21 protein-coding genes are annotated in these 23,669 nt (G+C 69.2%); 7 read left to right on the plus strand and 14 right to left on the minus strand.

The features are described 5' to 3' along the window. Positions 1 to 354: 354 nt before the first annotated feature. The 4 genes from DFP88_RS15165 to DFP88_RS15180 form a co-directional block, all read right to left on the minus strand. Complete coding sequence (locus DFP88_RS15165; protein WP_245904842.1) at positions 355 to 882, minus strand: winged helix DNA-binding protein; 528 nt, start codon at positions 880 to 882, stop codon at positions 355 to 357. A gap of 3 nt (positions 883 to 885) precedes the next feature. After that, a complete protein-coding gene (locus DFP88_RS15170) occupies positions 886 to 2,178 on the minus strand; it encodes a TRAP transporter large permease (protein WP_110815555.1) in 1,293 nt (430 codons plus the stop codon). Then, positions 2,178 to 2,729 carry a TRAP transporter small permease gene (locus tag DFP88_RS15175; protein WP_110815556.1) on the minus strand — a complete coding sequence of 184 codons (552 nt, stop codon included), beginning with the start codon at positions 2,727 to 2,729 and terminating at the stop codon, positions 2,178 to 2,180. The genes DFP88_RS15170 and DFP88_RS15175 overlap by 1 nt, the downstream gene beginning before the upstream one ends. Before the next feature lie 70 nt (positions 2,730 to 2,799). After that, complete coding sequence (locus DFP88_RS15180; RefSeq protein WP_245904843.1) at positions 2,800 to 3,774, minus strand: TRAP transporter substrate-binding protein; 975 nt, start codon at positions 3,772 to 3,774, stop codon at positions 2,800 to 2,802. 150 nt (positions 3,775 to 3,924) lie between these two features. Here DFP88_RS15180 and DFP88_RS15185 point away from each other — a divergent pair, with 150 nt between their 5' ends. The 5 genes from DFP88_RS15185 (at position 3,925) to DFP88_RS15205 (ending at position 11,442) form a co-directional block, all read left to right on the plus strand. Next, positions 3,925 to 7,557, plus strand: a complete 3,633-nt coding sequence (locus DFP88_RS15185; RefSeq protein ID WP_110815557.1) for a hydantoinase B/oxoprolinase family protein — start codon at positions 3,925 to 3,927, stop codon at positions 7,555 to 7,557. Between the two features lie 82 nt (positions 7,558 to 7,639). Further along, positions 7,640 to 9,016: a 5'-nucleotidase C-terminal domain-containing protein gene (locus DFP88_RS15190; RefSeq protein ID WP_110815558.1), complete on the plus strand. Its 1,377-nt coding sequence runs from the start codon at positions 7,640 to 7,642 to the stop codon at positions 9,014 to 9,016. A gap of 161 nt (positions 9,017 to 9,177) precedes the next feature. Next, a complete protein-coding gene (locus DFP88_RS15195) occupies positions 9,178 to 9,981 on the plus strand; it encodes a DUF4394 domain-containing protein (protein WP_110815559.1) in 804 nt (267 codons plus the stop codon). Positions 9,982 to 10,180: 199 nt separating this feature from the next. Further along, entirely contained in the window at positions 10,181 to 10,711 is a 531-nt protein-coding gene (locus DFP88_RS15200) for a sigma-70 family RNA polymerase sigma factor (protein WP_110815560.1), read from the plus strand. Next, positions 10,708 to 11,442, plus strand: a complete 735-nt coding sequence (locus DFP88_RS15205; protein WP_110815561.1) for an anti-sigma factor — start codon at positions 10,708 to 10,710, stop codon at positions 11,440 to 11,442. The genes DFP88_RS15200 and DFP88_RS15205 overlap by 4 nt, the downstream gene beginning before the upstream one ends. Positions 11,443 to 11,980: 538 nt before the next feature. On the opposite strand, the gene DFP88_RS17245 is transcribed toward DFP88_RS15205, so the two are convergent. Then, positions 11,981 to 12,379 carry a hypothetical protein gene (locus DFP88_RS17245; RefSeq protein ID WP_220032351.1) on the minus strand — a complete coding sequence of 133 codons (399 nt, stop codon included), beginning with the start codon at positions 12,377 to 12,379 and terminating at the stop codon, positions 11,981 to 11,983. A 198-nt stretch (positions 12,380 to 12,577) separates the two neighbouring features. Between DFP88_RS17245 and DFP88_RS17250 the strand changes: the two genes are divergently transcribed. Beyond that, complete coding sequence (locus DFP88_RS17250; protein WP_220032350.1) at positions 12,578 to 12,829, plus strand: DUF2312 domain-containing protein; 252 nt, start codon at positions 12,578 to 12,580, stop codon at positions 12,827 to 12,829. Between the two features lie 89 nt (positions 12,830 to 12,918). Here the strand turns inward: DFP88_RS17250 and DFP88_RS15215 are convergent, their stop codons facing one another. From DFP88_RS15215 to DFP88_RS15230, 4 genes are all read right to left on the minus strand, one after another. Continuing rightward, positions 12,919 to 13,242: a hypothetical protein gene (locus DFP88_RS15215; RefSeq protein WP_110815563.1), complete on the minus strand. Its 324-nt coding sequence runs from the start codon at positions 13,240 to 13,242 to the stop codon at positions 12,919 to 12,921. Positions 13,243 to 13,833: 591 nt separating this feature from the next. After that, complete coding sequence (locus tag DFP88_RS15220; protein WP_110815564.1) at positions 13,834 to 14,256, minus strand: VOC family protein; 423 nt, start codon at positions 14,254 to 14,256, stop codon at positions 13,834 to 13,836. 424 nt (positions 14,257 to 14,680) lie between these two features. Next, positions 14,681 to 15,952: a D-tagatose-bisphosphate aldolase, class II, non-catalytic subunit gene (locus tag DFP88_RS15225; protein WP_110815565.1), complete on the minus strand. Its 1,272-nt coding sequence runs from the start codon at positions 15,950 to 15,952 to the stop codon at positions 14,681 to 14,683. A 10-nt stretch (positions 15,953 to 15,962) separates the two neighbouring features. Beyond that, positions 15,963 to 16,910, minus strand: a complete 948-nt coding sequence (locus DFP88_RS15230) for a sugar kinase (protein ID WP_245904844.1) — start codon at positions 16,908 to 16,910, stop codon at positions 15,963 to 15,965. A gap of 251 nt (positions 16,911 to 17,161) precedes the next feature. Between DFP88_RS15230 and DFP88_RS15235 the strand changes: the two genes are divergently transcribed. Further along, complete coding sequence (locus DFP88_RS15235; RefSeq protein ID WP_110815566.1) at positions 17,162 to 17,503, plus strand: hypothetical protein; 342 nt, start codon at positions 17,162 to 17,164, stop codon at positions 17,501 to 17,503. Here the strand turns inward: DFP88_RS15235 and hflX are convergent. From hflX to ntrX, 5 genes are all read right to left on the minus strand, one after another. Beyond that, a complete protein-coding gene (gene hflX / locus DFP88_RS15240) occupies positions 17,500 to 18,771 on the minus strand; it encodes a GTPase HflX (protein ID WP_110815602.1) in 1,272 nt (423 codons plus the stop codon). The two genes, DFP88_RS15235 and hflX, sit on opposite strands and share 4 nt — an antisense overlap. A 92-nt stretch (positions 18,772 to 18,863) precedes the next feature. Further along, on the minus strand, positions 18,864 to 19,097 hold the full coding sequence (hfq, locus tag DFP88_RS15245) for an RNA chaperone Hfq (RefSeq protein WP_110815567.1): 234 nt from the start codon (positions 19,095 to 19,097) through the stop codon (positions 18,864 to 18,866). A gap of 141 nt (positions 19,098 to 19,238) precedes the next feature. Further along, the gene (locus DFP88_RS15250; RefSeq protein ID WP_245904848.1) at positions 19,239 to 20,717 is read right to left on the minus strand and encodes a TrkH family potassium uptake protein; all 1,479 of its coding nucleotides are present in this window, start codon (positions 20,715 to 20,717) and stop codon (positions 19,239 to 19,241) included. A 70-nt stretch (positions 20,718 to 20,787) separates the two neighbouring features. Next, positions 20,788 to 22,164 carry a Trk system potassium transporter TrkA gene (trkA, locus tag DFP88_RS15255; protein ID WP_110815568.1) on the minus strand — a complete coding sequence of 459 codons (1,377 nt, stop codon included), beginning with the start codon at positions 22,162 to 22,164 and terminating at the stop codon, positions 20,788 to 20,790. Between the two features lie 96 nt (positions 22,165 to 22,260). Further along, positions 22,261 to 23,655, minus strand: coding sequence for a nitrogen assimilation response regulator NtrX (ntrX, locus tag DFP88_RS15260; protein ID WP_110815569.1), 1,395 nt, complete (start codon positions 23,653 to 23,655; stop codon positions 22,261 to 22,263). Between the last annotated feature and the right edge of the window lie 14 nt (positions 23,656 to 23,669).

The following is a 23,669-nucleotide window of genomic DNA, read 5'->3' on the forward strand; positions in this document are numbered from 1 at the left end:
GCTTGAACTCGCGGCTGAATTTCCTTCTCTGCATTCCAAATCTCCAGTTCCGTTAAACACCTTATCTCGGCGTCCACGAAACCGGCAGCAGGCCATTGTGCTCAGCCTCTCAGCCGAAGGGCGTTTGGTCCAGAGCGGTTCTCAGAGCAGTCTGAGCGCCGGCAGACACCTCCTCCGCGATCGACCACAGCGGTCACTTTACACTCAGCGCGCCCCTTAAAGCGCTCGGCCCGAAGCCGGCATTCGGCGCGATGCAATGATCGTGACTGTCACCGCGGCGGTGCTGCAGGCGGGCGCTCTGCCTGCCCGGCGCGCTGTCGGGGCGGCAGGATGGACGCCCGTCGCCCTTCCCCTTCAGAGGCTCGCCGCCGCGCGCGCTGCCTGATCGTAGCTGCCCGACAGCGCGCGCAAGAGCGCGGCGAGGTTCGACATCTCGCTCGGGTCGAGCCCCGTGGCCTTGAGGCCGCGGATCAGCAGCGCCTCGCGCACCTCTCCGTAGCGCTTGCAGAGGGCGGCGCCCGTCTCGGTGATGACGACCGTCTTCTCCTTGCCCTTGCGGCCCGTGTCGATCAGCCCGCGCTCCGTCAGCTTGCGAAGCGCGTAATTGACGAGATGCGTATCCTCGACGTTCAGCACCAGGCAGATGTCGGCGAGCGTCTTGGGCCGCTCGCGGTGATTGACGAGATGCAGGATCAGGATTTCCAGCGGCGCCATCCCCGCCTCGCCCGCCGCCGCCATGCAACGCGACATCCAGCGCTGGAAGGCGTGGTTGGTCATGGTGATCGCGAATTCCATTTCGGACGCTTCGGGCAGCGCCGAATTCGCCAGATGCGCGGAACTGACGACGGGGCCGATGGCTGTGGGTTCGTCTTTGCGTGTCATGGGTCAGTTCAGCATCGTTCCGGGAAGCCAGAGGGCGATCTGCGGGAAGGCCGACAGAAGGGCGACGGCCAGCACGAGGAGCCCGAAGAAGGGCGCGGCATAGGCCGCGAGGGTCAGGATGTCACGCCCGGTGATCTTCTGCAGCACGAAGAGGTTGAAGCCCACCGGCGGGGTGATCTGGCTCATCTCGACGACGAGGACGAGGAAGACGCCGAACCAGATCGGGTCGATCCCGGCCTCCAGCACCATCGGCATGATGATCGAGACGGTGAGCACGACGATCGAGATCCCGTCGAGGAACATGCCCATGACAACGAAGAACACCGTCAGCGCCGCGAGGAGGGCATAGGGCGACAGCCCCATCTCGCCGATCCACGCGGCCAGCGCGCGGGGGATGCCGGTATAGCCCATGGCGACCGTCAGGAACGCGGCGCCCGCAAGGATGAAGGCGATCATGCAGGTGGTCTGCGTGGCCGCGATCAGCCCCTCGCCCGCGCCGCGCCAGCTTAGCGCACCGGTGGCGGAGGCGAGGATGAGCGCGCCGGCGACGCCGATCACCGCCGCCTCGGTCGGCGAGGCGATGCCGGCATAGATCGAGCCGATGACGGCCGCGATCAGCCCGATGACCGGCAAGAGGCGAAGCACGGCGCGCGGATCGCCCGATCCCGGCTCGTCTGCCGGCATGGCGCTGCGATGCGTGGTCGCCCAGAGCATGATGAAGCCCGAGAACAGGGCGACCAGCATCAGCCCCGGCACGAGGCCGGCAAGGAACAGGCGGGCGATGGATTGCTCGGTCGCCGCGCCGTAGACGATCATGATGATCGAGGGCGGGATCAGGAAGCCGAAGGTACCCGACCCGGCGAGGCTGCCGATCGCGATGCGCGGATCGTAGCCCCGCGCCGTCAGCTCGGGCACCGACATGCGCCCGATCGTCGCCGTGGTCGCGGCGGAGGAGCCGGAGACGGCGGCAAACAGCGCGCAGCCAAGGACGTTCACGTGCAGAAGCCGCCCCGGCAGGTAGCGGGTGAAAGGCGCGAGCCCGGCGAACATGTCCGCCGAGAGCCGCGAGCGCACGAGGATCTCGCCCATCCAGATGAACATCGGCAGGGCGGTGAGGTCCCAGACCGTCAGCCCGCCCCAGACGCGGGTGGCGAAGACCAGCGTGACGGGCGCGGAGGAGGCCGCCGCCATGGCGACGAGGCCGACGACGATCAGCGCGAAGCCGATCCACAGGCCCGCCGCCAACGCGGCAAAGAGCAGCACGATCAGGATCGGCGCGAGGGTCGCGATCTCCATCAGCCCTCTCCCCCGGCTTCCGCTTCGCCGATCTCGTAGGCCGGCGTGGCGCCGCGCAGCAGCTGGATCAGCGCGTCCAGCAGGGCCACCGTCAGAAGCGCGAGCCCCAGCGTCATCACGCCCTGCGGCAGCCAGAGCGGCACCCGGATCATCCCGAAGCTGACGCTGTCGAAGACCCAACTGTCCACCGTCTGCAGCCAGCTCGACCATGTCCCGAAGGCCGAGAGGCCCAGCGCCGCCGCCGCGACGAGGGCCGACAGCCCCCGCCCCGCGCCCGGCGGCAGCGCCCGCGTCAGAAGCGAGACCCGCACATGTCCGCCCCGCACGAAGGTGCCGGCCAGCCCCAGCGTCACCCCGGCGACGAAGAGGAAGCCGCCGATCTCGGCGAGCGAGGGCACCGTCAGTCCCGGCGGCGGGGCGCCGACGAGCCGGGCCGCGCGGTCGATCAGCCGGCCAAGAACCTGGATGAGGACGAGCCCGGCGATCGCGGCGAAGCTGGCCGCCGAGGCGAAGAGGGATCCGGCATAAAGCCGGTCGAGGAACAATCGCATGGCGGGCTCCGATGCGCGGACGTGCAAATGGGGACCGGGGCCGCCAGCGCGGCAGCCCCGGAGGAGGACGCTACTCGGCGCGGTAGGCGTCGATCACCGCCTGCCCTTCTTCGCCGGCCTGCTCGCTCCATTCCGCGGTCATCGTCTCGCCGATCTCGGCGAGTTCGGCGGACAGCGTCTCGGAGGGCTCCATCACCTCCATCCCGTTCTCGGTCAGCGCGGCGATCTGCGCCTCGGTCTCGGCCTCCGACATCTCCCAGCCGCGGGTCTCGGCGGCCTCGGCGGCCTCCATGACGGCGGTCTGCACCTCTTCGGGCAGGCCCTCGAAGGCACCGGTGTTCACGATCACCATGTTCTTCGGCAGCCAGGCCTGAAGCTCGGTATAGGTCGAGACAAAGTCCCAGGCCTGCGACGAGACGCCGGTGGAGGGCGAGGTGATCATCGCGTCGGCGCGGCCGGTGGCGAAGGCGGTGGGGATGTCGCCGGTCTCGATCTGCGTCGGCACGGCGCCCATCAGCGTGGCCAGCCGCTCGGTCGCGGTGTTGTAAGCGCGGAAGGCGCTGCCCTCCATGTCGGCCACGCTGTCGACGGGGCCTTGCGTGTAGAGGCTCTGCCCCGGCCACGGCACGGCGAAGAGCAGGGTCAGCCCCTGCTCGGACAGCTTTTCCTCGATGGCGGGGCGCGAGGCCGCCCAGAGCGCCTCGGCCTCGTCGTAGCTGGCGGCGAGGAAGGGCACGCTGTCGATGCCGAAGAGCGGATCCTCGTTCTCCAGCCGGGACATCAGCGTCTCGCCGATGGGGGCAAGGCCGCGGCGCACGGAATCCTTGATCTCGGGATGCGCGAAGAGGGAGCCGGCGGAGTGGACGGTGATCTCCAGCTCCCCGTCCGTCGCCTCGGCCACGTCCTCGGCGAACTGCGTGATGTTCTGGGTGTGGAACACGCTGTCGCCGTAGGGCGTCGGCATGTCCCAGGTCTCTGCGGCGGCCGGTACGGCGGTGGCGGCGAGAAGGCCGGCGATCAGCCGGGCGGTCGTATGTGCGGTCATGGCTTTCCCTGTCTGTCAGTCGCTGGAGCGGTCGATTCTTTCTCCGCGGCGCGCCCGCTCCGGCGCAGCGGATAGATGAAGGTTGACCGGACGAAATTAAGTTGTCAACAAATCGTCAGCGTTTTGCCGATGACATGCAGGAGATGACCAATGAATGAGCAGCAGCCCCCCGGCGCGTGGCAGTTCTGGGTCGATCGCGGCGGCACCTTCACCGATATCGTCGCCCGCGCGCCGGACGGGGCGATCACCACGCGCAAGGTGCTGTCCGAGAACCCCGAGCAGTACGAGGACGCTGCCGTTCACGGCATTCGGATGATCCTGCGCCTGGCCGACGGCGCGCCGATCCCGCCGGGCACGATCCGCTCGGTGAAGATGGGCACCACGGTCGCCACCAATGCCCTGCTGGAGCGCAAGGGCGACCGGACGGTGCTGTTCATCACCCGCGGCTTTCGCGACGCGCTGCGCATCGGCTACCAGAACCGCCCGCGCCTCTTCGACCTCGACATTCGCCTGCCGGAGCTCCTCTACGAAGACGTGGTGGAGGTGGACGAGCGCCTGGATGCCGGCGGCGAGACGGTCCTGCCGCTCGATACTGGGCAGGTCCGGGCGGAGCTGTCGCGCATTCACGGCACCGGCGTCCGCTCCATTGCCGTGGCGCTCATGCATGCCTGGCGCGCGCCGGAGCACGAGCGGATCATTGGCCGCATGGCGCGGCAGCAGGGCTTTCAGCAGGTCTCGCTCAGCCACGAGGCGAGCCCCCTGATCAAGCTGATCGGGCGCGGCGACACGGCGGTGGTGGATGCCTACCTCTCGCCCATTCTGCGCCGCTACGTCGATCGCGTCGCCGCAGCTCTGGGCCGCGAGGAGGAGGGCGGGCCCCGGCTGATGTTCATGCAGTCCAGCGGCGGGCTGACGGCGGCGGACCGCTTTCAGGGCAAGGACTCGATCCTATCGGGCCCGGCCGGCGGTGTCGTCGGCATGGTCCGGACCGCCGAGGCGGCGGGTCATGATCGGCTGATCGGCTTCGACATGGGCGGCACCTCGACCGATGTCTGCCACTATGCCGGCACGCTCGAGCGCAGCTTCGAGACCGAGGTGGCGGGCGTTCGGATGCGGGCGCCGATGATGGCGATCCACACCGTCGCGGCGGGCGGCGGCTCCATCTGCTCGTTCCGGGACGGGCGGCTTCAGGTCGGACCCGAAAGCGCCGGCGCCGATCCCGGCCCGGCCGCCTATCGCCGCGGCGGGCCACTGACGGTGACCGATTGCAACGTGGTGCTGGGCAAGCTGCAGCCCGCGCTTTTCCCCAAGGTGTTCGGCCCCGGCGCCGACCAGCCGCTGGATGCCGAGGCCCCGCGCCAGGCCTTCGAAAGGCTGGCGGCAGAGATCGCGAGGGCGACCGGCCAGCCCGAAATGAGCGTCGAGGCGCTGGCGAGTGGTTTCCTGACCATCGCCGTGCAGAACATGGCCGCCGCGATCAAGAAGATCAGCGTCGAGAAGGGCTACGACGTCACCGGCTACACCCTGCAATGCTTTGGCGGCGCGGGCGGTCAGCATGCCTGCCTCGTGGCCGATGCGCTGCGCATGGACAGGGTCTTCGTCCACCCCCATGCCGGCGTGCTCTCTGCGCTTGGCATGGGGCTTGCCGATATCCGTGCGCTGCGCGAGGTGCAGTGGGGCCGACCGCTGGAGGAGGTCGATGCCGCCGCGGCGGCGCTGAACGACATCGCCGCACAGGCGCAGGCCGAGGTGGCCGAGCAGGGCGTGGGTGACATCGCCCTCCTGCGCACCGCGCATATCCGCGCCGGCATCGCCCTTCAGACCCTGCCCGTCCCCTTCGGCGCAGAGGAGGACATGCGCGCCGCGTTCGACGCCGCCCACCGCCAGCGCTTCGGCTTCGGCGCCGGGGATCAGCCGCTGACCGTCGAGCAGCTGAGCGTCGAGGCCGTCGGCCGGACCGGCGAGGCGGTGACGGCGATGCAGCCTGAAACCTCCCCTTCCCCGACGCCCGATGCGCGCATCTGGTGCGGCGATGCCTGGCGCGAGGTGCCGGTTCTGCATCGCGGGGCGCTGGCGACTGGCGAGCGCGTCGCCGGCCCCGCCCTCGTGGTGGAGCCCACCGGCACCAACATGATCGAACCCGGCTGGACCGCGCAGCCCGACGCCTACGGCAACCTGATCCTGACCCGCACCGAGCCGCGCGCCGAGACCCGTCCCGAGGGGACGCAAGCCGACCCCGTGCTGCTGGAGGTGATGAGCAACCTTTACATGTCCATCGCCGAGCAAATGGGCGCGACGCTGGCCAACACCGCCTATTCGGTGAACATCAAGGAGCGGTTCGATTTCTCCTGCGCCATCTTCGACGCCGCCGGCAACCTCGTCGCCAATGCGCCGCATGTCCCTGTCCACCTCGGGTCGATGAGCGAGAGCGTCAGGACAGTCCTCAGCGACAATGCCGGCCGCATGCAGCCCGGCGACGTCTACGCCACCAACGATCCGGCGCGCGGCGGCACCCACCTGCCCGACGTCACCGTCGTCACGCCCGTGTGGGACGATGCGGGGGCCGAGATCCTCTTCGTCGTCGCCTCGCGCGGGCATCACGCCGATATCGGCGGCACCACCCCCGGCTCGGCCCCGCCCGACAGCCGCCGGATCGAGGAGGAGGGCGTCGTGCTGCGCAACCTCCTGCTCGCCCGCGGTGGCGCGCTGCGCGAGGCCGACCTGCGGGAGGTTCTGGCCTCGGCGGAGTGGCCGGCGCGCAACCCCGATCAGAACCTTGCCGATATCAAGGCCCAGATCGCCGCAAACGAGACCGGGCTGTCCGAATTGCGGCGGATGACCGGGCGCTACGGCCGCGACGTGGTGCTCGCCTATATGGGCCACGTGCAGGCCAACGCCGAGGCGGCGGTGCGCCGGGTGCTGCGGGACCTGCCGGATGGCCGGTTCACCTACAGGCTCGACAGCGGCGCGACGATCGAGGTGGCGTTGAGGGTCGACCGGGAGGCAGGCGAGGCGGTGATCGACTTCACCGGCACCTCGCAGCAGGACGCCGGCAACTACAACGCCCCGCGCGCCATCACGCGGGCCGTGGTGCTTTATGTCCTGCGCACCCTCGTTGGCACCGACATCCCGCTGAACGAGGGCTGCCTCGCCCCGATCCGCCTGATCGTACCAGAGGGCTGCTTCATCAACCCCGCCCCCGGCGCCGCCGTCATCTCGGGCAACACCGAGGTCAGCCAGGCCATCGCAGAGGCGCTCTATGGCGCGCTCGGGGCCATCGCGGGCAGCCAGGGGACGATGAACAACTTCGTCTACGGCAACGATCATCACCAGAATTACGAGACGATCTGCGGCGGCACAGGCGCGGGCGACGGCTTCGACGGCGCCTCGGCCTTGCACAGCCACATGACCAATACCCGCATGACCGACCCCGAGGTGCTGGAGGCGCGCTTCCCGGTGCGGGTGGAGGAATTCTCGATCCGCGCCGGCTCGGGCGGCATGGGCCGCTGGCAGGGTGGCGACGGGATCCTGCGCCGGCTGCGCTTTCTCGAGCCGATGACGGTGACCGTCCTGTCCTCGCACCGCGCCACCGCGCCGCACGGCGCGGCGGGCGGCCTGCCGGGGCTGCCCGGAGAGAACGCGGTGGAGCGGGCGGACGGCACCGCCGAGGCCCTCGCCGGCAACGATCGCGCCGAGGTCCGGCCCGGCGATGTCTTTGTCATGAAGACGCCGGGCGGCGGCGGCTACGGCTCGCCCCTTGCGCAGGCCGAGGCAGCCGAATGATCATGTCCCCAAGACCCGCCCGGGCCGTTCGCGGCACCGACATCGCTTCCACCCCTCTCCCAACGGCCGGAGCACGCGACCCATGCCCTTTCTGACCACCTCCATCGACCGGCGCCACGTCCTCAAAGCCGGAGCGGCGTCCCTCGCGGCTGCGAGCATCCCCGCCGCGCTGCGCGCCCAGACCGCGGGCGACGCGGTGCTCTTCACCATCGCCGACCTGCACTCGCCCTATGCCCGGTTGCCCGCGATCCTGTCCCGGCTGCGGCAGGCGCGGGCCGACACGGACATGCCGATGGCACTGCTCATCAACGGCGACGTGTTCGAGCGAGGGAACGTCGTCGCGCTGCGCTCGGGCGCGGAGGCGGACTGGGCCTTCCTGCGCGCGGCGGCGGCCGAGATGCCGGTGATCCTGAACCTCGGCAACCACGAGACCGCGATCATGGACGACATGGCAGAGGTCGTCGCGCGGGCGCGGGAGATGGGCGTACAGGTCGTCTCGAACCTCGTCGACACGCGCACCGGCGAGTACTTCGCCGAACCGGGCCACCGCCTGATGCTCGGCGATGTCGACATCGCCCTGCTCGGCCTCGCGACCACCAATGCCTTCGTCTACCGCGAGGAGGTGCGCGACACGCTCGGCTTCGCCGATCCGGCCGAATTCGCGCGAGAGGCGTTGCCCGTCCTCGTGCAGGAGGCGGACCTCGTGGTCGTCATGAGCCATGCGGGCGTGACACCGGACAAGGCGGTGCTGAACGCGCTGCCGCCAGGGGCGGTAATCCAGGGCGGCCACGACCATCTGTCCTTCGAGATGACGCCGCAGGACGCCCTCTACTTCCACGGCGCGAGCTGGGGCACCCTGCTTGGCCGCATCGACCTTACGCTCGCGAACGGTGCCGTCCGGGCCAGCTACAGCGCCGAGACCATTCCGGCCGGCTCCGGCGACGGCGACCTCGCCGCGCTGATCGCCGCGCAGATGGAGACGCACCTGACCGCGGAGGACCGCGAGGTACTGGCGCGGATCCCGCAGACGCTGGACCTTCACGCCTCAATCCTCGTCGCCGCCGAGGCCGTGCGGCAGGCCGCGCAGGCTGATCTTGCCATGCTCAGCCACACCACCTTCGGAGCGCCGCTGAGCGAAGGGCCGTTCACGCGCTACGATCTCGACGCCTTCATCCGCTTCGGTGGCGGGATCAGTGTCACTGAAATTTCCGGCGCTGACCTCACCGCTATCCTGTCGCGCACCAACCAGTTTGCAGCGGCCTCTCTCGATGCTCGGACGGGCGACTACATGCATGTCGCCGAGGTCGATCTCGATCCTGATGCCACCTATCGATTGGCCATGAACTCCTGGCCGGCCTCGAACCAGGAAAGCTACCTCGGAACCGATGGACTGACGTTCCAGGACGTGGAAGGGCTGGAGTTGAAGGAGATCGTGACGCGACATCTTGCGTCCGGTTGAAGGACAGCCTCTCAAAGGCATTCCCAGCAGTGCGCCTGCGCCAAGTGCAAAGCCTCTGAAAAAAATTAGGGGCCCGTGCATCCAATCGGTCTGCTCGCCGAGTCCTAGGGGTATCGAGGCTGCGGAGCATCCGCGGCCGTGGACCCAAAAGGAACCGATCCATGACCAAGACCCTCACTGCACTGACCGCCGCCGCCCTGATCCTGCCCGCCGCCGGCGCGCTGGCGCAGGACGATGCCGGACTGATGGCCATCGGCCTCTCGGGCGACAAGACGCTGCACCAGATCGACACGAGCACCGCGACTGTCACCGCCTCCATGGAGGTCGAGGGTGTGGACCGGCTGCTCGGCATCGACCTGCGTCCCTCGAACGGCACGCTGATCGGCGTCACCGCCAGCTTCGACATTGTCGAGATCGATCCGATGACCGGCGCCGCCACCGTGGTCTCGACCATGGACACCGAGCTGCCGATCGAGGCCGATGCGCCGGTGATCGTCGACTTCAACCCGATGGCGGACAAGCTGCGCTTCATGTCCGGCACCACCAACCACCGCGTCGATATCGAGACCGGCGCCGTGACGGTCGACGGCTCGCTCGCCTTCGAAGAGGCGGACATGCATGCCGGCGAAGCCCCGGCGATCGCCGCGGCGGCCTACATCAACTCCTACGGCATGCCCGAGAGCACGGCAATGTACGACATCGACAGCACCATCGTCGCCCTGATCCAGCAGACCTCGCCCAATGAAGGCACGCTCGCGGCGATCGGCAAGCTCGGCATTGACGCGGCCGACAGCTATGCCTTCGACATCGCCACCGATGCCGAGGGCACCAACACCGCCTGGCTCGCGGCCGGCGGCATGCTCTACACCGTCTCGCTGGACGACGGCTCGGTTCAGGACAGCTGGGAGATCGTGGAAGCCGGCGATGCCGAGCTGCGCGACATCACCTTCATGACCGCCGACTGATCGAAGGATCATCGACAGGCTGGCGCGGGCCCCAGGGCCGCGCCAGCCTCGGACAGGGGCCGGCCTGATGCCAATGCCTTCAAGCAGCCGCGCCCCTGCCCCCTGCCTGACGCCGCGTTTGACAGAATTCGCCGCCTTATCTAGCAGTTGCTTCGACGCGGTGCCGGGACGGGATCGCCTAGCCCGGGCACGTCTCACAGTGACAGATCATGCAAGCTTGCTGAAATCCTGCGCCGCGGGCGACCGGGCCGCGCTGCGGGCGCTGATGGAGGCCGAGGGCGGGCGCATGCTGGGCGTGGCACGCCGGATGCTGCGCCGGGCCGACCTTGCCGAGGATGCGGTGCAGGAGACGCTGGTGCTGATCTGGCGCCGGGCCCACCAGTTCGATCCGGCGCGGGGCAGCGCCAAGGGATGGGTCTACACCATCCTGCGCAACCGCTGCTTGACGCTTCTGCGCCGCGAGGATCGCGAGGTGGCGACCCAGCCGGCTGCCTTCGACAGCGCCGAGGACCGGATCGTCCTGGATCAGGCCTTCGACCGGCTGGCCGCCAATTCCGACCTGCGCCGCTGTCTGGCGGGGCTCGACGAGCAGACCCGGCGGGCGATCCTGTCCTCCTACCTGCTGGGCCACAGTCACGGCGAAATCGCGGGGCGGCTGGAGGCGCCGCTCGGATCGGTCAAGTCCTGGGTCCGCCGCGGCCTCGGCAAGCTGAGGGAGTGCCTGTCATGACGGATCGATCCCGGCAAATCCTGATCGACGAGGTCGTTCTCGGCCTCGCCGACGAGGCCGATGCCCTGCGGCTCGAGGCACTGGCCGCCCGCGACCCGGATCTGGCCGAAGAGCTTGCCCGTGCGCGCGAGCGCTTTGCCCAGCTCGACGACACCGCCGAGAGCCTGCCCCTTCCGGAGGGTTTCTGGTCGCGGATCGAACCCGCGCTCGACGCCGGCCCTGACGACGCCCGCCCCGAGGAGGCCCAACTCGCCGCGGCATCGGCGGATGTGGTCGATCTCTCCGCGGCCCGCCGGTCGATGACCCGCTGGCGCGGCATGGCCCTGGGCAGCGTCGCGGCCACGGTGCTGCTGGCCCTGACCCTCGGATGGACCACGCTGACCCCGGTGGAGCCCTCGGTGATCGCGGTCCTGCTAGACGAGGACGGGCAGGCGATCGGGCTGGTCGAAGGGCAGCCCGACAACACCACGCTCGTCACCCTGCTCGAACGGGCGGATGTCCCGCCCGAGCGCGTGATGCAGGTCTGGACGAAGCCGGACGATGACGGGCCGCCCGTCTCGCTGGGGCTGCTGCGCTCGGGCCGGTCGGCGAGGCTGGCGATCGACGGGCTCCCTGCCCCGCATCCGCAGCAACTTTACGAGATCACCGTGGAGCCGGCCGGAGGCTCGCCCACGGATCTGCCTACCGGCCCGATCCTCGGGAAGGGCCTGGCCAAGGAGCCGGTGGTCTGATCGCAGGACTATCCCGTACCGAACCGGGCGCAGTCCTGAGAGTTTCCATGCGCAGACCGTTCGGCAGCCAAGGCAGTGAGGCGCTGTCGGTCAAGCCGTCGCCACGCCGGCCCAACAGGGCGGCCGGTCAGCACGGTGAAAGGCCAATGGTCATGATGCAGGCCTCCGAACGCTGCGCTTCGTGACGTGGGCCTGACGACCGACCGACTCTCTGGCGTCCCATCGGCGGGTGAGGCGTCCAGGGGCCTTCCCCATGCGCGCAGCCCGGAGGTCTTCGACCCAAGCGGCGCAGGAGGGCCTCCGGCCTCTCCCCTTACTCCACTAATTGGACATTTTTCCTGAAATAGCGGCGCAGGAAAAGAAAGATTGGATGCGCGGTCACCGCGAGGTGGCTCAGATTTTTGGACCACCCCCGGTGCCCTGCGGCGCGCCGCGGCGGCGGGAGGCCCTACCCCGACCGCCGCCAGCGCTGGCATCTCCGCCCGGTCAGCCGGTGCCGGTCCGGCTTGCCTGCCGCTGGTGCGCTCGGCGCTACCGGTCAGGCCTCCTCCTCCACCGGCCAGCTGGCGCGCGTGCCGTAGAAGGCTGCCGCCATCCGCGGGCGCGGGGCCGGGCCCGAGAGCCGGTCGAGGGCCGCGGCGAGCGCTGCCGCTGCCGCCTGCACCGTGGCGCCGCCCAGGCCCCAGTTCTGCTTCTTCAGCAGGCCGGAGATCGTCAGCCCCTCGACGAAGACGCCGTCCACCAGCTGCCGGTCGCTGATCGCCCGCCGCGGCTTGGCGTCCGCGCCCCGCTTCGATGGGCGGACGCGCCGGATCGGCATCGCCACCCCGTCCCCGATCCGGCGCTGCAGCGCGACCAGCCGCCGCCGCTCTTCCAGCCGTGCCTCGTTGACGTCGCCGCCGCGCGCGCCGGCGGAGCGGCCGCCGGCCCTCTGCATCGAGGAGATAGGGCAGGACGTCGACCTTGCCGCCCTCCCCGTAGAGGCCGCGCGGGGGACCAGGTACGATGCCCGGCGCGGCATCGGCTTCGCCCGCGCCGTCGGAGCCCCGATCGCGACATCGTCCTGCACGCCTGCGTCCTGCGCCTCGTCGGGCTGAACCCGCCCGCCAAGGATGAGGCGCTGGCGCTGCATGTCATCGAGGGTCCCCGCGGCCGCATCGCCGTCGCCGCGCAGAAGCTTCGGCAGGTCGTCGAACGCACCGAGCGTCTCGCAGCCGAGAAGCAGAACATCCCGGACCAGATGAAGGAGGTCATGGCCGAGGCCGAGGGCCGCGGCCACGATACAAAGCTCCTGCGCAGGCTCATTGCCCTGCGCAAGCGCGACCCAGACGACGTCGCCGAGGAAGAGGCGATCCTCGACATGTACAAAGCCGCGCTGGGGATGTGAGCGCTGCTAGAAAGCGCCCCCACATTCACGCGCACCGCGTGCCGCACTGTGAGCGACAGTCCGAAGACATCGAAGCCGACGATGTCGCATTACCAATCAAACGCCGGGAAACATTTTAGCATTCCGGCAAGGGGATCGCTATTCATCGCGGTGGCCGTGACCCATCGATCTGAAAGCCCATCGACTAAGATCGCCCACATCACGCCGTCCGGCTCAACCAGAGTCCCGAGGGCTTGGCTCTCTCCGTGCGCGGCAAGCTCTCCCGGCAAGCCGTCTATGGAAAACACATTTTTCTCGACATCCACCACGACATCGCTCTGCTCGCCACGACTGTCCACGCAGACCATCGGTACCGGCCGCGCTGACACCGAAAGGGGCGCGACCATCAAAAAGACCGTAAGGACCCGCCGCATCACTCTCTCCTCCACCGATGAGAGACCCAAACATGACACGCTCGGGCGGCTCGCGGAACCCCGCCCTCCTGAAGCCTCTCGACGCTTCAGGAGGCGCCCGAATGACCGGAGGCACGAGTACCCAGAACCGCATCGCCTGCGGCGGCATCCAACACGACTGGTGTGGGCGCCATGCGCGCTCACAGGCAGCGCGCGGAGAGGCGCAGCGGCTATCACCTCGAAAGCAGGAGGGGCACCAAGCCATGCCGCAGGCCAGCTTCACGCAAGCCGATCTGTCGCGCGCTGGGTACGTGGAGAAAGGCCGGTTTGCGGTTTGGCGAGGCCCTGATCTTGCCCGATGGCAGTATCCGCATCCGGGCACCGCGGGCCGCGGACCGCAGACCTATGGTGCTGCCGCACAGGGGGCACGACGGGCCGAGCCCACGGCCATGACGCCAGGGGGCTGGGACCTGTCACTACCCCAAGATCGACCAGACTACCCCAAGCAAATATTTTCATATTTAACTGAACTACTTATCGTGAATCTCGTATCCTGCCGGGCCTATCAAGGCCGCCCGGAACGCCAGAACGCCCCGAGCCGGCGCGCCGCTGTTACCAGTCGGCCTCTCGATCTCCGCCAGTGAATTGCGCGCTGGCCGCGGTGTACTCGAACAGCTCGATCTTCACGCCGTTCGGATCGTCGACCCAGGCCTGCCAGGTGTCGTCGACGGCTTTCTTCGGCTCGGTCGGCTCGAGGCCCTGCGTTTGGATATGGGCGACGGCCTCGGCGAGGTCCTCCACCTCGAGGCACAGGTGGTTGATCTGGTTCCTGCCGCTGTATTCGGCCGAGGCATTCTCGAAAACCTCGACGAAGCTGCGATTGCCGGCATCAAGGTAGAAGCCAAAGACCCGGCCGTCGCGGGTAAAGTCGAAGACGCGCGTCATGCCGAGCACATCCTCGTAGAAACGGCGCGTCTCATCGAGATCGCGGGCGAAGATGCAGACATGGGCAAGTTGCTTCAGGTTCAGGGCCATCCCGGCCTCCCTTGCTAAATTCGGGTCCGATGGACCGCCGACCCGGCGCCCGCGCATGGCGGGCCTGCCACCTGCGGCTCAGCAGGCCGGCTGCGCCGCCTCGGGCTGCCGCGTCTCGTCCTCCTTCGACGCCTCCGGCGCGCGGTCCCACTGGAAGCGATCATAGGGCACCGGCGTCGGGAACAAAGCCATGATAAAGGCCGCGCGGGCGAAGCGACGGCTCGACCTTGGCCGGCGCGGCGCGGACGGCGCGGTCGCAGCCCCCCAGGCCGATCCTGACTGCCCTGTTAATCGGCCCTCCGAACGCTGCGCCGCCGCTGGCGAGCGGCAGCGGGCGGTTCCGGTCCGGGGCCTGGATCACCCTCCTGCTGCTCGCAGCGGCATAGTGCCGATGGAGGTCACGACGCCCGGAAAGCGTCGTCCGTCAGGCGCCCCGGATCGCCGCCTCGTAGGTGTCGAGTTGCTGCGTCACGGCAGCGAGCAGCAGCGCGCGCGCCTGCGGAGGGACCTGCCCCGCGCGCACAGGGTCCGCGAGGCGGCCCAGGTGCTGACCGATCAGCGGCAGCGGGATCTCGACGCCCTCGAGACGGGTCAGCAGCGCCTCCACCGCCGCGGCGATCTGCGGATCGGGCCAGTAGTAGCGGATCCGGTCGGACAGCGAGTAGTGCCGCTGCAGGAACAGGGCCGCCGCGTCTCCGTGGTAGTAGCTTTGCCAGTAGCGCGGCTCGGCCAGCATCCGCTCTTCGGTCACGCGCGGCAGATCGGCGGCGTGGTGCCCGTCCAGCACCGCGGCGATGGCCGAGAGGCCATAAAGCGCCTCGCGCAGGGCGAAGGTCAGGCCGGGCCCGACCTTGAGGATAGCGAAGCCGTCGCGAACCAGCGCAGCAAGCGCGGCCTCGGTCTGGTAATCGGTGGAATGGGCCTCGTAGACGAACTGCGGCAGATCGTTCAGCGCGGCGCTCAGATCGCGCGCGGCCTCGGGGGCGTAATCGACGATATTGGTGCTGCCGAACTCCACCCCCGGCTGGACGACGACGGCGATGGCGCGGGCAAAGGCCGCCTCCTGACCCGCCTCGGCGAAGGCGCGGCGATGCACCTCGATGGTGTCCCGCACGGCTGCCGGGGTCGTCGGCTGCAGCCCCTCGATCTCTTCGAGCGCGCCGCCCGGCACAGGCACCTCGGTGCCGATGACGTAGACCGGGGCGGGCCCCGTCGCCGCCGCCTCGGCCCTTGCGGCCAGCTGCGCGGCCCGGCGGGCGGTGACGGCATCGTCGAGGGCCGCGGGCTCTCCGGCGCAGCCCATCGAGCAGTCGAGGTGCAGCTTCGAGAACCCGGCCTCGGCATAGGCCGCGATCATCGCGCCCGCCTTCTCCATCGCCTCTTCGGCCGGGAGCGCCTTCCAGGGGTTCGGGCCGAGATGATCGCCCCCGAGCACCAGCCGATCGGCGGGAAAGCCGGTGCGCGCGGCGATCCCCATGACGAAATCGCGGAAATCCGAGGGGGTCATGCCAGTATAGCCGCCGTCCTGGTTGACCTGGTTGCAGGTCGCCTCGATCAGCACGTCGCCGCCGCGCGCCAGCCCGTGGCGCAGCGTCGCCTCGATCACCAGCGGATGGGCCGAGCAGACGGAGGTGATGCCCTCCCTGCCGCGCCGTTCGGCAATGCGGGCCAGGCGGTTCGTGGCTGTATCGGTCATGGCCTCTCCTTCAGTCGCTTGCGCGCAGCATCGCATCGAGGGCGGCGCTGTCCAGCGCCCCTTCCATCGGCCCCAGCGCGGTCACCGCCGCGGCCCCGGCGGCATTGGCCCGTGCCAGCGCCTGCGGGGCGGCCAGTCCGCGCAGCCAGAAGCTGACCGCTGCCGCGCCGAAGCTGTCGCCGGCGCCGGTGGGATCGACCTCCTCGACAGCCAGCGGCGCCGCCTCGTAGCGCCCGGCACCGTCGTACCAGACCGCGCCCGCCGCACCCTTCTTGACGACGACCGCTTCGATGCCGCGGGCCAGCAGCTCTGCCGCGGCGGCATCCTCGGTGGTGGCCTCGCAAAAGGAGAAAAGCTCCTCGCCCGAGGGCAGGAAAAGGTCGCAAGCCTCGAGCACCCGCTCGAGAGCCGGGCGCAGGCCCGGCGCGCGGGCCATCTCCTTGCGCAGGTTCGGGTCGAAGGAGACCGTGCCGCCCTGCCCCTTCACCGCGTCGAGCGCCTGCAGGACCGTCGGCGCCAGCCCCGGCGCGGCGAGGGCGCTGCCCATGACATGCAGGTGATCGGCCCCCGCGACGGCGGCGCGGGCGGATGCATCGAAGGGGATCGTGCCGCAGGCGGAATGGGCGATGTTGAACAGGAAATCGCGGCTGCCGTCCGCCGCATAGGTCACGAAAGCACTGCCGGTCGCGGGGCCCTGACGCACCGCCACCGCCGAGACATCGACCCCGCTCGCCCTCAGGCGGTTGAGGTTCACCGCCCCAAAGGCATCCTCGCCCACCGCCGAAACGATGGCGGCCGGCTGGCCCAGCAGCGCCGCCTGATTGACGAAGATCGCCGGCGCGCCCGAGGGGAAAGGCCCGCGGTAGTCCCCGGCCTCCAGAAAGCTCTGGCCGCGCCGGGTGGCCATGATCTCGACCAGGATCTCGCCGATGGTGACAATCTTGCGCAGCCTGCTCATGCCGCGCCGCCCCCGGGCTGTCTGGCGGGGCGAGCGGGCGGCATTGGGCGGCATCGGGTCATGGCGCCATCAAGGCCGATGCCGTGCCGCTTGGCGAGTCGAAGACGGCAGATCCGCCTCCGACCGGCAGGATGGTGCTGCAGCCCCAAGGTGGAAACCCTGTCTTTGCCATGCAACCGACACACTGTTCCCTCCTTCCGCCTGCACTTTAGACTAGGACCAGAAGAGTCCCGGGCAGGAGGAGGCCGACCATGATGCGCAAGCTGATCGCCGTCGCAGTCGCGGGCTGCTGTGCCGTCATGCCCCTGTCTGCACAGGATGCCGCGCAAAGCCGGGGCGATGCCGGCGCGGCCATGCCGCCCGTTCGGCCCTGCATCGTGGAGGCCTGGCGATTCGAGCTGATCAGCCGCGGCGTAACCCTGATCGAGGGGTCGACGGACTGCGACCAGGGCGTGATCGATCTCGAGATCTACCAGCAGGACATGCTGCGCCTGACCGAGCGGACGATGGTACAGCAGCACCGCTTCCGCACCATCGTCATCGCGACCCTCCTCGACGAGGCAGAGCTGCGCTACCAGATGATCGCCCGCTAGGCGCCCTCGTCGCCGGTCTGCGCGCCGCGCAAAGCGGCAAAGCGCGAGGCCTGCTCGGCGGTCCAGCGCACCCGCAGATGGGTGCCCTTGCCGCTTTCGCGCGTCTCCTCGACCACCTTCTGCTCGAAGAGCCAGGCCCGCGCGCGCCCCTCGTCGTGCCGCAGCAGAAGCGAGGCCTCGTGCTGCGGGCCGGTCAGCCGGGCCGAGACCATGGTCATCAGGCCCTCGAGGCCCTCGCCCGTCAGGGCCGAGATCGCGGCGACATCCTCGGTGCGGGCGGCGCGCGCCTCGGCGGCGGCACGCGCGTCGCCCGTCAGCGCGTCGATCTTGTTCCAGACCTCGAGGCGCGGCGTCTCCTCGGGCAGGCCGAGACTGGCGAGGATCGTCTCGACGTCGCGCGCCTGCTCTTCGGTCTGGGGATGCGAGATGTCGCGCACATGCAGCACGATATCGGCGTCCAGCACCTCTTCGAGGGTGGCGCGGAAGGCGGCGACCAGCTCCGTCGGCAAGGACGAGATGAAGCCCACCGTGTCCGACAGGATCACCCTGTCGCCGGTCACCGGCAGATCGACGCGGCGCATGGTAGGATCGAGCGTGGCGAAGAGCATGTCCTCGGCCATGACCTCGGCCCCGGTCAGCCGGTTGAAAAGCGTGGATTTGCCAGCGTTGGTATAGCCGACCAGCGCGACGATGGGGAACGGCACCTTGGCGCGGGCGGCACGGTGCAGCGTGCGGGTCTTAACGACCTTTTCCAGCTGCCGTCGCAGATGCGTCAGCTGCTCGTCGATGGCGCGGCGGTCCGCCTCGATCTGGGTCTCGCCGGGGCCGCCGACGAAGCCGAGGCCGCCGCGCTGCCGCTCGAGGTGGGTCCAGGCGCGCACGAGCCGGGTGCGCTGGTAGCTGAGCGCCGCCATCTCGACCTGCAGCACGCCCTCGCGGGTGCGGGCGCGGTCGCCGAAAATCTCGAGGATCAGCCCGGTCCGGTCGAGGATCTTAACCTTCCAGGCCTTCTCGAGGTTGCGCTGCTGCTTGGCGCCGAGGGTGCCGTCGACCAGCACCAGCGCGACCTTCTCGGCCGTGAGGCGCTGCTTGATCTCCTCGATCTTGCCCGTGCCGAAAAGCAGGCCGGGATGCGGCCGCGGCAGCGGCACCACCTCCGACCCCACGACCTCGAGGCCGGGAAGAGCGGCGGCAAGGGCCACGGCCTCTTCCAGCGCGGGGCCGGGCTCGCGCCGGTCGCGGTCGCTGCGGATATCGGGATGGATCACCCAGGCGCGGGTATCGGGCGCCTCGGGTTCGAAATAGGTGTCCTTGCCGCGCGGGACGAAATCCTCGTCCCCGCCGCTCTCAGCGCCGCCGGTCAATCTTCGCCGTCGTAGAGGTTGACGGGCTGCGACGGCATGATCGTCGAGATCGCGCTCTTGTAGACCAGCTGGCTCTGCCCGTCGCGGCGCAGCAGCACGCAGAAGCTGTCGAACCAGGTGATCACGCCCTGCAGCTTCACCCCGTTCACCAGAAAGATCGTGACCGGGGCCTTGATCTTGCGGACATGGTTCAGGAAGGCATCCTGAAGATTCTGCTTGTCCCCCGCCATCGGTAACCCTTGTTCTTGTAACTGCCGCATATCGGCGTTTTCTCACATCCCTGAGAGTATGTCGCGCAGCAGGGGGAGTTTCCACCCCAAAAGCCGCCGGAACCGGGCGTCACCCTGCCCAAATAGCCCGCTTTGGGGCCCTCAGCGCCGCCAGGAGGCGGGGTTGAGCAGCGCGATGATCGCCAGCGTCTCGAGCCGGCCGAGCACCATGGTCCCGGCCAGCACCGCCTTCGCGGCATCCGGAATCCCGGCGTAGGAGATCGGCGCCTCGGCTGCGACCTGCGCCAGCGGCCCGGTGGTCGACAGCGCGGCGACGGTCAGGACCATGGCCTGCTCGAACTCCACCCCCGTCAGCGACAGCGCGAGCATCACCCCGGTGACAGAAAGCGCGGTCAGCATGAAGAAGATCCAGCTGATCACCGCGCCCTGCCGCCGGATGCGCCGCGCCTCGGCGCCGTCGGTGCCGATGGAATTGGGGTGCACCAACCGCTCCAGCTCGCGCCGGCCATGCACCCAGAGCGCGTAGACCCGCAGCAGCTTGACCCCGCCCGCCGTCGTCGCGGTGCCGCCGCCGATCAGCGCGAGGCCGACCAGCACCAGCCCCGGCGTGTCGAGGCCTGACCAGCTGGTCGATCCCTGCCACCACGCGCTTTCGAAGCCGGTGGTGGTCAGGAAGGACAGGACGGTGAAGAGCGCGCCCCAGAGCGCGGCGAAGGCCCCGGGCAGATCGCCCTCGGTCCTGTCCTCGACCGCGCCGACGAAATGGCGCAGGAACAGCAGCCCCGGCACGATCAGCACCAGCGCAAGGCCCATCCGCATCTCGGGATCGCGCAGCAGGCTGCGGCCGTCGTCGCCGAAAAGGCTGCGCGCGAAAGTCAGCCGCGAAAGGGCGAAGATCATCAGGCAGAACATCGCGAGCTCGCCCAGAAAGCCGCTGCCGGCATGGGGCACGCCCTGCAGCGGGCTGATGCCGCTGGTCGCCAGCACCGACATCGCGTGGCAGATCGCGACGAAGGGCCGCTCGCCCGAGGCGACGAGCGCCAGCCAGAGCACGCCGGTCAGCCCGACGTAGATCGGCACAAGCCGGGCCGAATAGCGGGCCAGCCGCTCCGTCGTGCGGGCGGTGCGCCCGATCTGCGAGAAGCGCTGCCCCCCCTCGCCCGCCTGCGCCGGGCTGCGCACCTCGAAGCCGCCGAGGTTCATCGGCGCCAGGATCGAGATGGCCGCCAGCCAGATCAGCAGCCCGCCCAGCCAGCCGACCAGCGCCCGCCAGAGGTGCAGCGTCTCGTTCAGCCGCGAGACGGCGTCGTAGATCGTGGCGCCGGTTGTGGTGAAGCAGCTCACCATCTCGAACCAGGCATTGAAGAAACTGGTGGTGCCGAGCGCGATCCAGAAGGGCAGCGCGAACATCACCGGCAGCAGCCCGAAGGCGGCGACCAGCGCCAGAAGCTGACTGCGCGGGATCGACTCGGGCTCGTGGTTGGCGGTGGCGAGGCCGGTCACCAGCGCGAGCATCAGGCCCAGCCCCGCGCAATAAAGGAACACGCGCGCCGTCGCGCCGTCGCCGGTCACCGTGGCATGCAGCGCCGGCAGAAGCATGGCAGCCGCGCCGACCGCCATGATCAGCACGAAGAAGGGCAGCCGCTCCAGCCGTCGATGCACGCGTGTGACCGTCTGCACCGCCCCGCCCCTAGAAGAAGTCGATCGAGACCTGGAGCATGCGCTCCACCTCGGGGACCTGCGGCGCCATGGCGAAGATCGCGACCATATCGCCCTCCTCGATCCGCAGATCGCCCGAGAGGCGCACCATCTTGCCGTTCTTCAGCACGCCGCCCACCAGCACGCCGCGCGGCAGGCCGAGGTCGCGCAGCCGCTGGCCCGCGATGGGCGAGGTCGACAGGACCTGCGCCTCGATCATCTCGGCCTCGGCATCGCCGACGGAATAGACCCCGCGCACGCGCCCGTGACGGATGTGCCGCAGGATCGAGCTGACGGTGGTGGCGCGCGGGTTGATGTAGGCATCGACGTCCAGCGCGCCCATCAGCGGGATCAGCGTCGGATCGTTCACGAGGCAGATCGCCAGCGGGCAGCCCATGGCCTTGGCCCGGACCGCCGCCAGAAGGTTCGTCTTGTCGTCGTCGGTCACGACCAGCACGGCATCGGCGCCGCCGATCTGCGCCTCTTCCAGAAGCGCGGCATCGAGGCCGTCGCCGTTCAGCACGATGGTCCGGTCCAACTGGTCCGCGGCCCGCTCGGCCTGGGCGCGGTTGCGCTCGATCATCTTGACGCGCACCCGCTCGGGCCGCGACTCCAGCGCGCGGGCCACGGCCAGGCCGACATTGCCGCCGCCGATGACCACGACACGCTCCTGACTGCCCTGCCGCTTGCCGAAGATCTCCATCGTGCGGTCGACATCGGCAGTGTCGGTGAAGACATAGGCCTCGTCGCCGGGGAACAGCTGATCCTCGGCCGAGGGCGCGAAGAGACGCCCCTTGCGGCGCACCGCCACGACGATGGCCCGCAGGGTCGAGAACAGGTCGGTCAACTGCCGCAGCGGCGTGTTCACCACCGGGCAATCCTCGTCAATCTGGATGCCCAGCAGATGCGCCTGCCCGTCAAGGAAGACCTCGGCATCGAAGGCCGAGGGCGCGGCAAGCCGCTGCAGCGCCGCCTCGGCGACCTCGCGCTCGGGCGAGATCAGCACGTCGATGGGCATGTGCTCGCGCCGGTAGAGGTCGGAATAGATCGCGTCGAGGTAGCTCTGCGCGCGAAGCCGCGCGATCTTGCGCCGGATGCCGAAGATCGAATGGGCCACCTGGCAGGTGACCATGTTGACCTCGTCCGAATGGGTCGCGGCGACGATCATGTCGGCATCGCGCGCCCCGGCCCGCTCCAGCACGTCGGGATAGGAGGCGAAGCCGCTGATCCCCTGCACGTCGAGCGAGTCGGTCACCCGGCGCACCAGATCGGCATTGCTGTCGACGACCGTCACATCGTTTCGTTCGCGCGACAGGTGGCGGGCGATCTGCCAGCCGACCTGCCCCGCACCGCAGATGATGACCTTCATCGAGGCTCCCCAAGGCGGCGCCGCATCCCGCGGCCCTTGACCGGCGCAGAGGTGACAGAGCGCGCCCGCGCGGTCAATGGCGCGCCCTGCGTGGCCTCAATCCTCGAGATGCGCGACGCGGGCCCCGGCCTTGGTGCTGGTGACCACGCCGAGGCTCTTGAGCTTGCGGTGCAGCGCGCTGCGCTCCATCCCGACGAAGGCCGCGGTGCGAGAGATATTGCCGCCGAAACGGTTGATCTGGGTCAGCAGGTATTCCCGTTCGAAGAGTTCGCGCGCCTCGCGCAGGGGCAGCGTGGCAAGGCCGCCGGAGAGGACGACGCGGCCCTCCTCCTCGCTCGGCTCCTCGAGGCCGGGAAGCTCGCGCGCCGTGATATCGCCGGCGGATTCCCCAAGGATCAGAACGCGTTCCATCACGTTCTTCAGCTGCCGCACGTTGCCGGGCCAGAGCATGGTCTGAAGCAGCGCGCGGGCATCCTCGCCCAGCTTGCGCAGCGGCAGGCCCTGGCTGCGGTTCAGCTCCTCGACGAAATGCTCGGCCAGCAACGGGATATCCTCGCGCCGCTCCTCGAGGCCCGGCACGGCGATCGGCACGACGTTCAGCCGGTGATACAGCTCCTGGCGAAAGGTGCCGGCGGCGATGGCGGCCGGAAGATCGCGGTTGGTCGAGGAGATGACCCGCAGGTCGACCTTCACCTTCTCGGTGCCGCCGACCCGCTGAAAGCTCTGGTCGACCAGCACGCGCAGGATCTTGGCCTGCGTGCCGGGCGGCATGTCGGCCACCTCGTCGAAATAGATGACACCTGTATGGGCCTGTTCCAGCAGCCCTTTCTCGATGCCCTTCTCGGGGCTCTCGCGGCCGAAGAGGACCTCTTCCATGCGCTCGGGCTCGATGCTGATCGAGTTCACGGTGACGAAGGGCCCCTTCGCGCGGGTCGAGTTCTGGTGGATGTAGCGGGCCGCCATCTCCTTGCCGGAGCCGGGCGCCCCGCTCAGCATCACCCGACCGTTGGACTTGGTCACCTTGTCGAGCGCGGCGCGCAGCGAACGGAAGGTGGCACTGTCGCCCAGCATCTCGGCCGGCGCCTGCTCCCCGCGCTTGAGCTCGACATTCTCGCGCCGCAGCCGCGAGGCTTCCATCGCGCGGCGGATGACGACCAGAAGCTGGTCGATGTTGAACGGTTTCTCGATGAAGTCGTAGGCGCCCTGCTTGATCGCCGCGACCGCGATCTCGATGTTGCCGTGCCCCGAGATGATGATGATCGGCACGTCGGGATGGTCGCGCTTCACCGCCTTCAGGATGTCGATGCCATCCATACGGCTGTCCTTGAGCCAGATGTCCAGGATCAGGAGGGCCGGCGGCTCGTTCGCGATCTCGTCCATGCACTGGTCCGAGGTGCCGGCCAGCCGGGTGGCATAGCCCTCGTCCTGCAGGATGTCCGAGATCAGCTCCCGGATGTCGCGCTCGTCGTCGGTGATCAGGATATCGCCCATGCTGCTCGCCTCTT

Origin of the sequence: Pseudoroseicyclus aestuarii (assembly GCF_003217255.1) — a bacterium.
Taxonomy (GTDB): domain Bacteria; phylum Pseudomonadota; class Alphaproteobacteria; order Rhodobacterales; family Rhodobacteraceae; genus Pseudoroseicyclus; species Pseudoroseicyclus aestuarii.

Bases quoted from the DNA above. Each gene is read 5' to 3' on its own strand.
- DFP88_RS15165 (WP_245904842.1), bottom strand. From the start codon at position 882: ATGACACGCAAAGACGAACCCACAGCCATCGGCCCCGTCGTCAGTTCC.
- DFP88_RS15195 (WP_110815559.1), top strand. From the start codon at position 9,178: ATGACCAAGACCCTCACTGCACTGACCGCCGCCGCCCTGATCCTGCCC.
- DFP88_RS15185 (WP_110815557.1), top strand. From the start codon at position 3,925: ATGAATGAGCAGCAGCCCCCCGGCGCGTGGCAGTTCTGGGTCGATCGC.
- DFP88_RS17245 (WP_220032351.1), bottom strand. From the start codon at position 12,379: ATGCAGAGGGCCGGCGGCCGCTCCGCCGGCGCGCGCGGCGGCGACGTC.
- trkA (WP_110815568.1), bottom strand. From the start codon at position 22,164: ATGAAGGTCATCATCTGCGGTGCGGGGCAGGTCGGCTGGCAGATCGCC.
- DFP88_RS15190 (WP_110815558.1), top strand. From the start codon at position 7,640: ATGCCCTTTCTGACCACCTCCATCGACCGGCGCCACGTCCTCAAAGCC.
- hfq (WP_110815567.1), bottom strand. From the start codon at position 19,097: ATGGCGGGGGACAAGCAGAATCTTCAGGATGCCTTCCTGAACCATGTC.
- DFP88_RS15205 (WP_110815561.1), top strand. From the start codon at position 10,708: ATGACGGATCGATCCCGGCAAATCCTGATCGACGAGGTCGTTCTCGGC.
- DFP88_RS15170 (WP_110815555.1), bottom strand. From the start codon at position 2,178: ATGGAGATCGCGACCCTCGCGCCGATCCTGATCGTGCTGCTCTTTGCC.
- DFP88_RS15230 (WP_245904844.1), bottom strand. From the start codon at position 16,910: ATGAGCAGGCTGCGCAAGATTGTCACCATCGGCGAGATCCTGGTCGAG.
- DFP88_RS15215 (WP_110815563.1), bottom strand. From the start codon at position 13,242: ATGCGGCGGGTCCTTACGGTCTTTTTGATGGTCGCGCCCCTTTCGGTG.
- DFP88_RS15180 (WP_245904843.1), bottom strand. From the start codon at position 3,774: ATGACCGCACATACGACCGCCCGGCTGATCGCCGGCCTTCTCGCCGCC.
- DFP88_RS15220 (WP_110815564.1), bottom strand. From the start codon at position 14,256: ATGGCCCTGAACCTGAAGCAACTTGCCCATGTCTGCATCTTCGCCCGC.
- ntrX (WP_110815569.1), bottom strand. From the start codon at position 23,655: ATGGGCGATATCCTGATCACCGACGACGAGCGCGACATCCGGGAGCTG.
- DFP88_RS15175 (WP_110815556.1), bottom strand. From the start codon at position 2,729: ATGCGATTGTTCCTCGACCGGCTTTATGCCGGATCCCTCTTCGCCTCG.
- DFP88_RS15225 (WP_110815565.1), bottom strand. From the start codon at position 15,952: ATGACCGATACAGCCACGAACCGCCTGGCCCGCATTGCCGAACGGCGC.
- DFP88_RS15235 (WP_110815566.1), top strand. From the start codon at position 17,162: ATGATGCGCAAGCTGATCGCCGTCGCAGTCGCGGGCTGCTGTGCCGTC.
- DFP88_RS15250 (WP_245904848.1), bottom strand. From the start codon at position 20,717: ATGGCGGTCGGCGCGGCTGCCATGCTTCTGCCGGCGCTGCATGCCACG.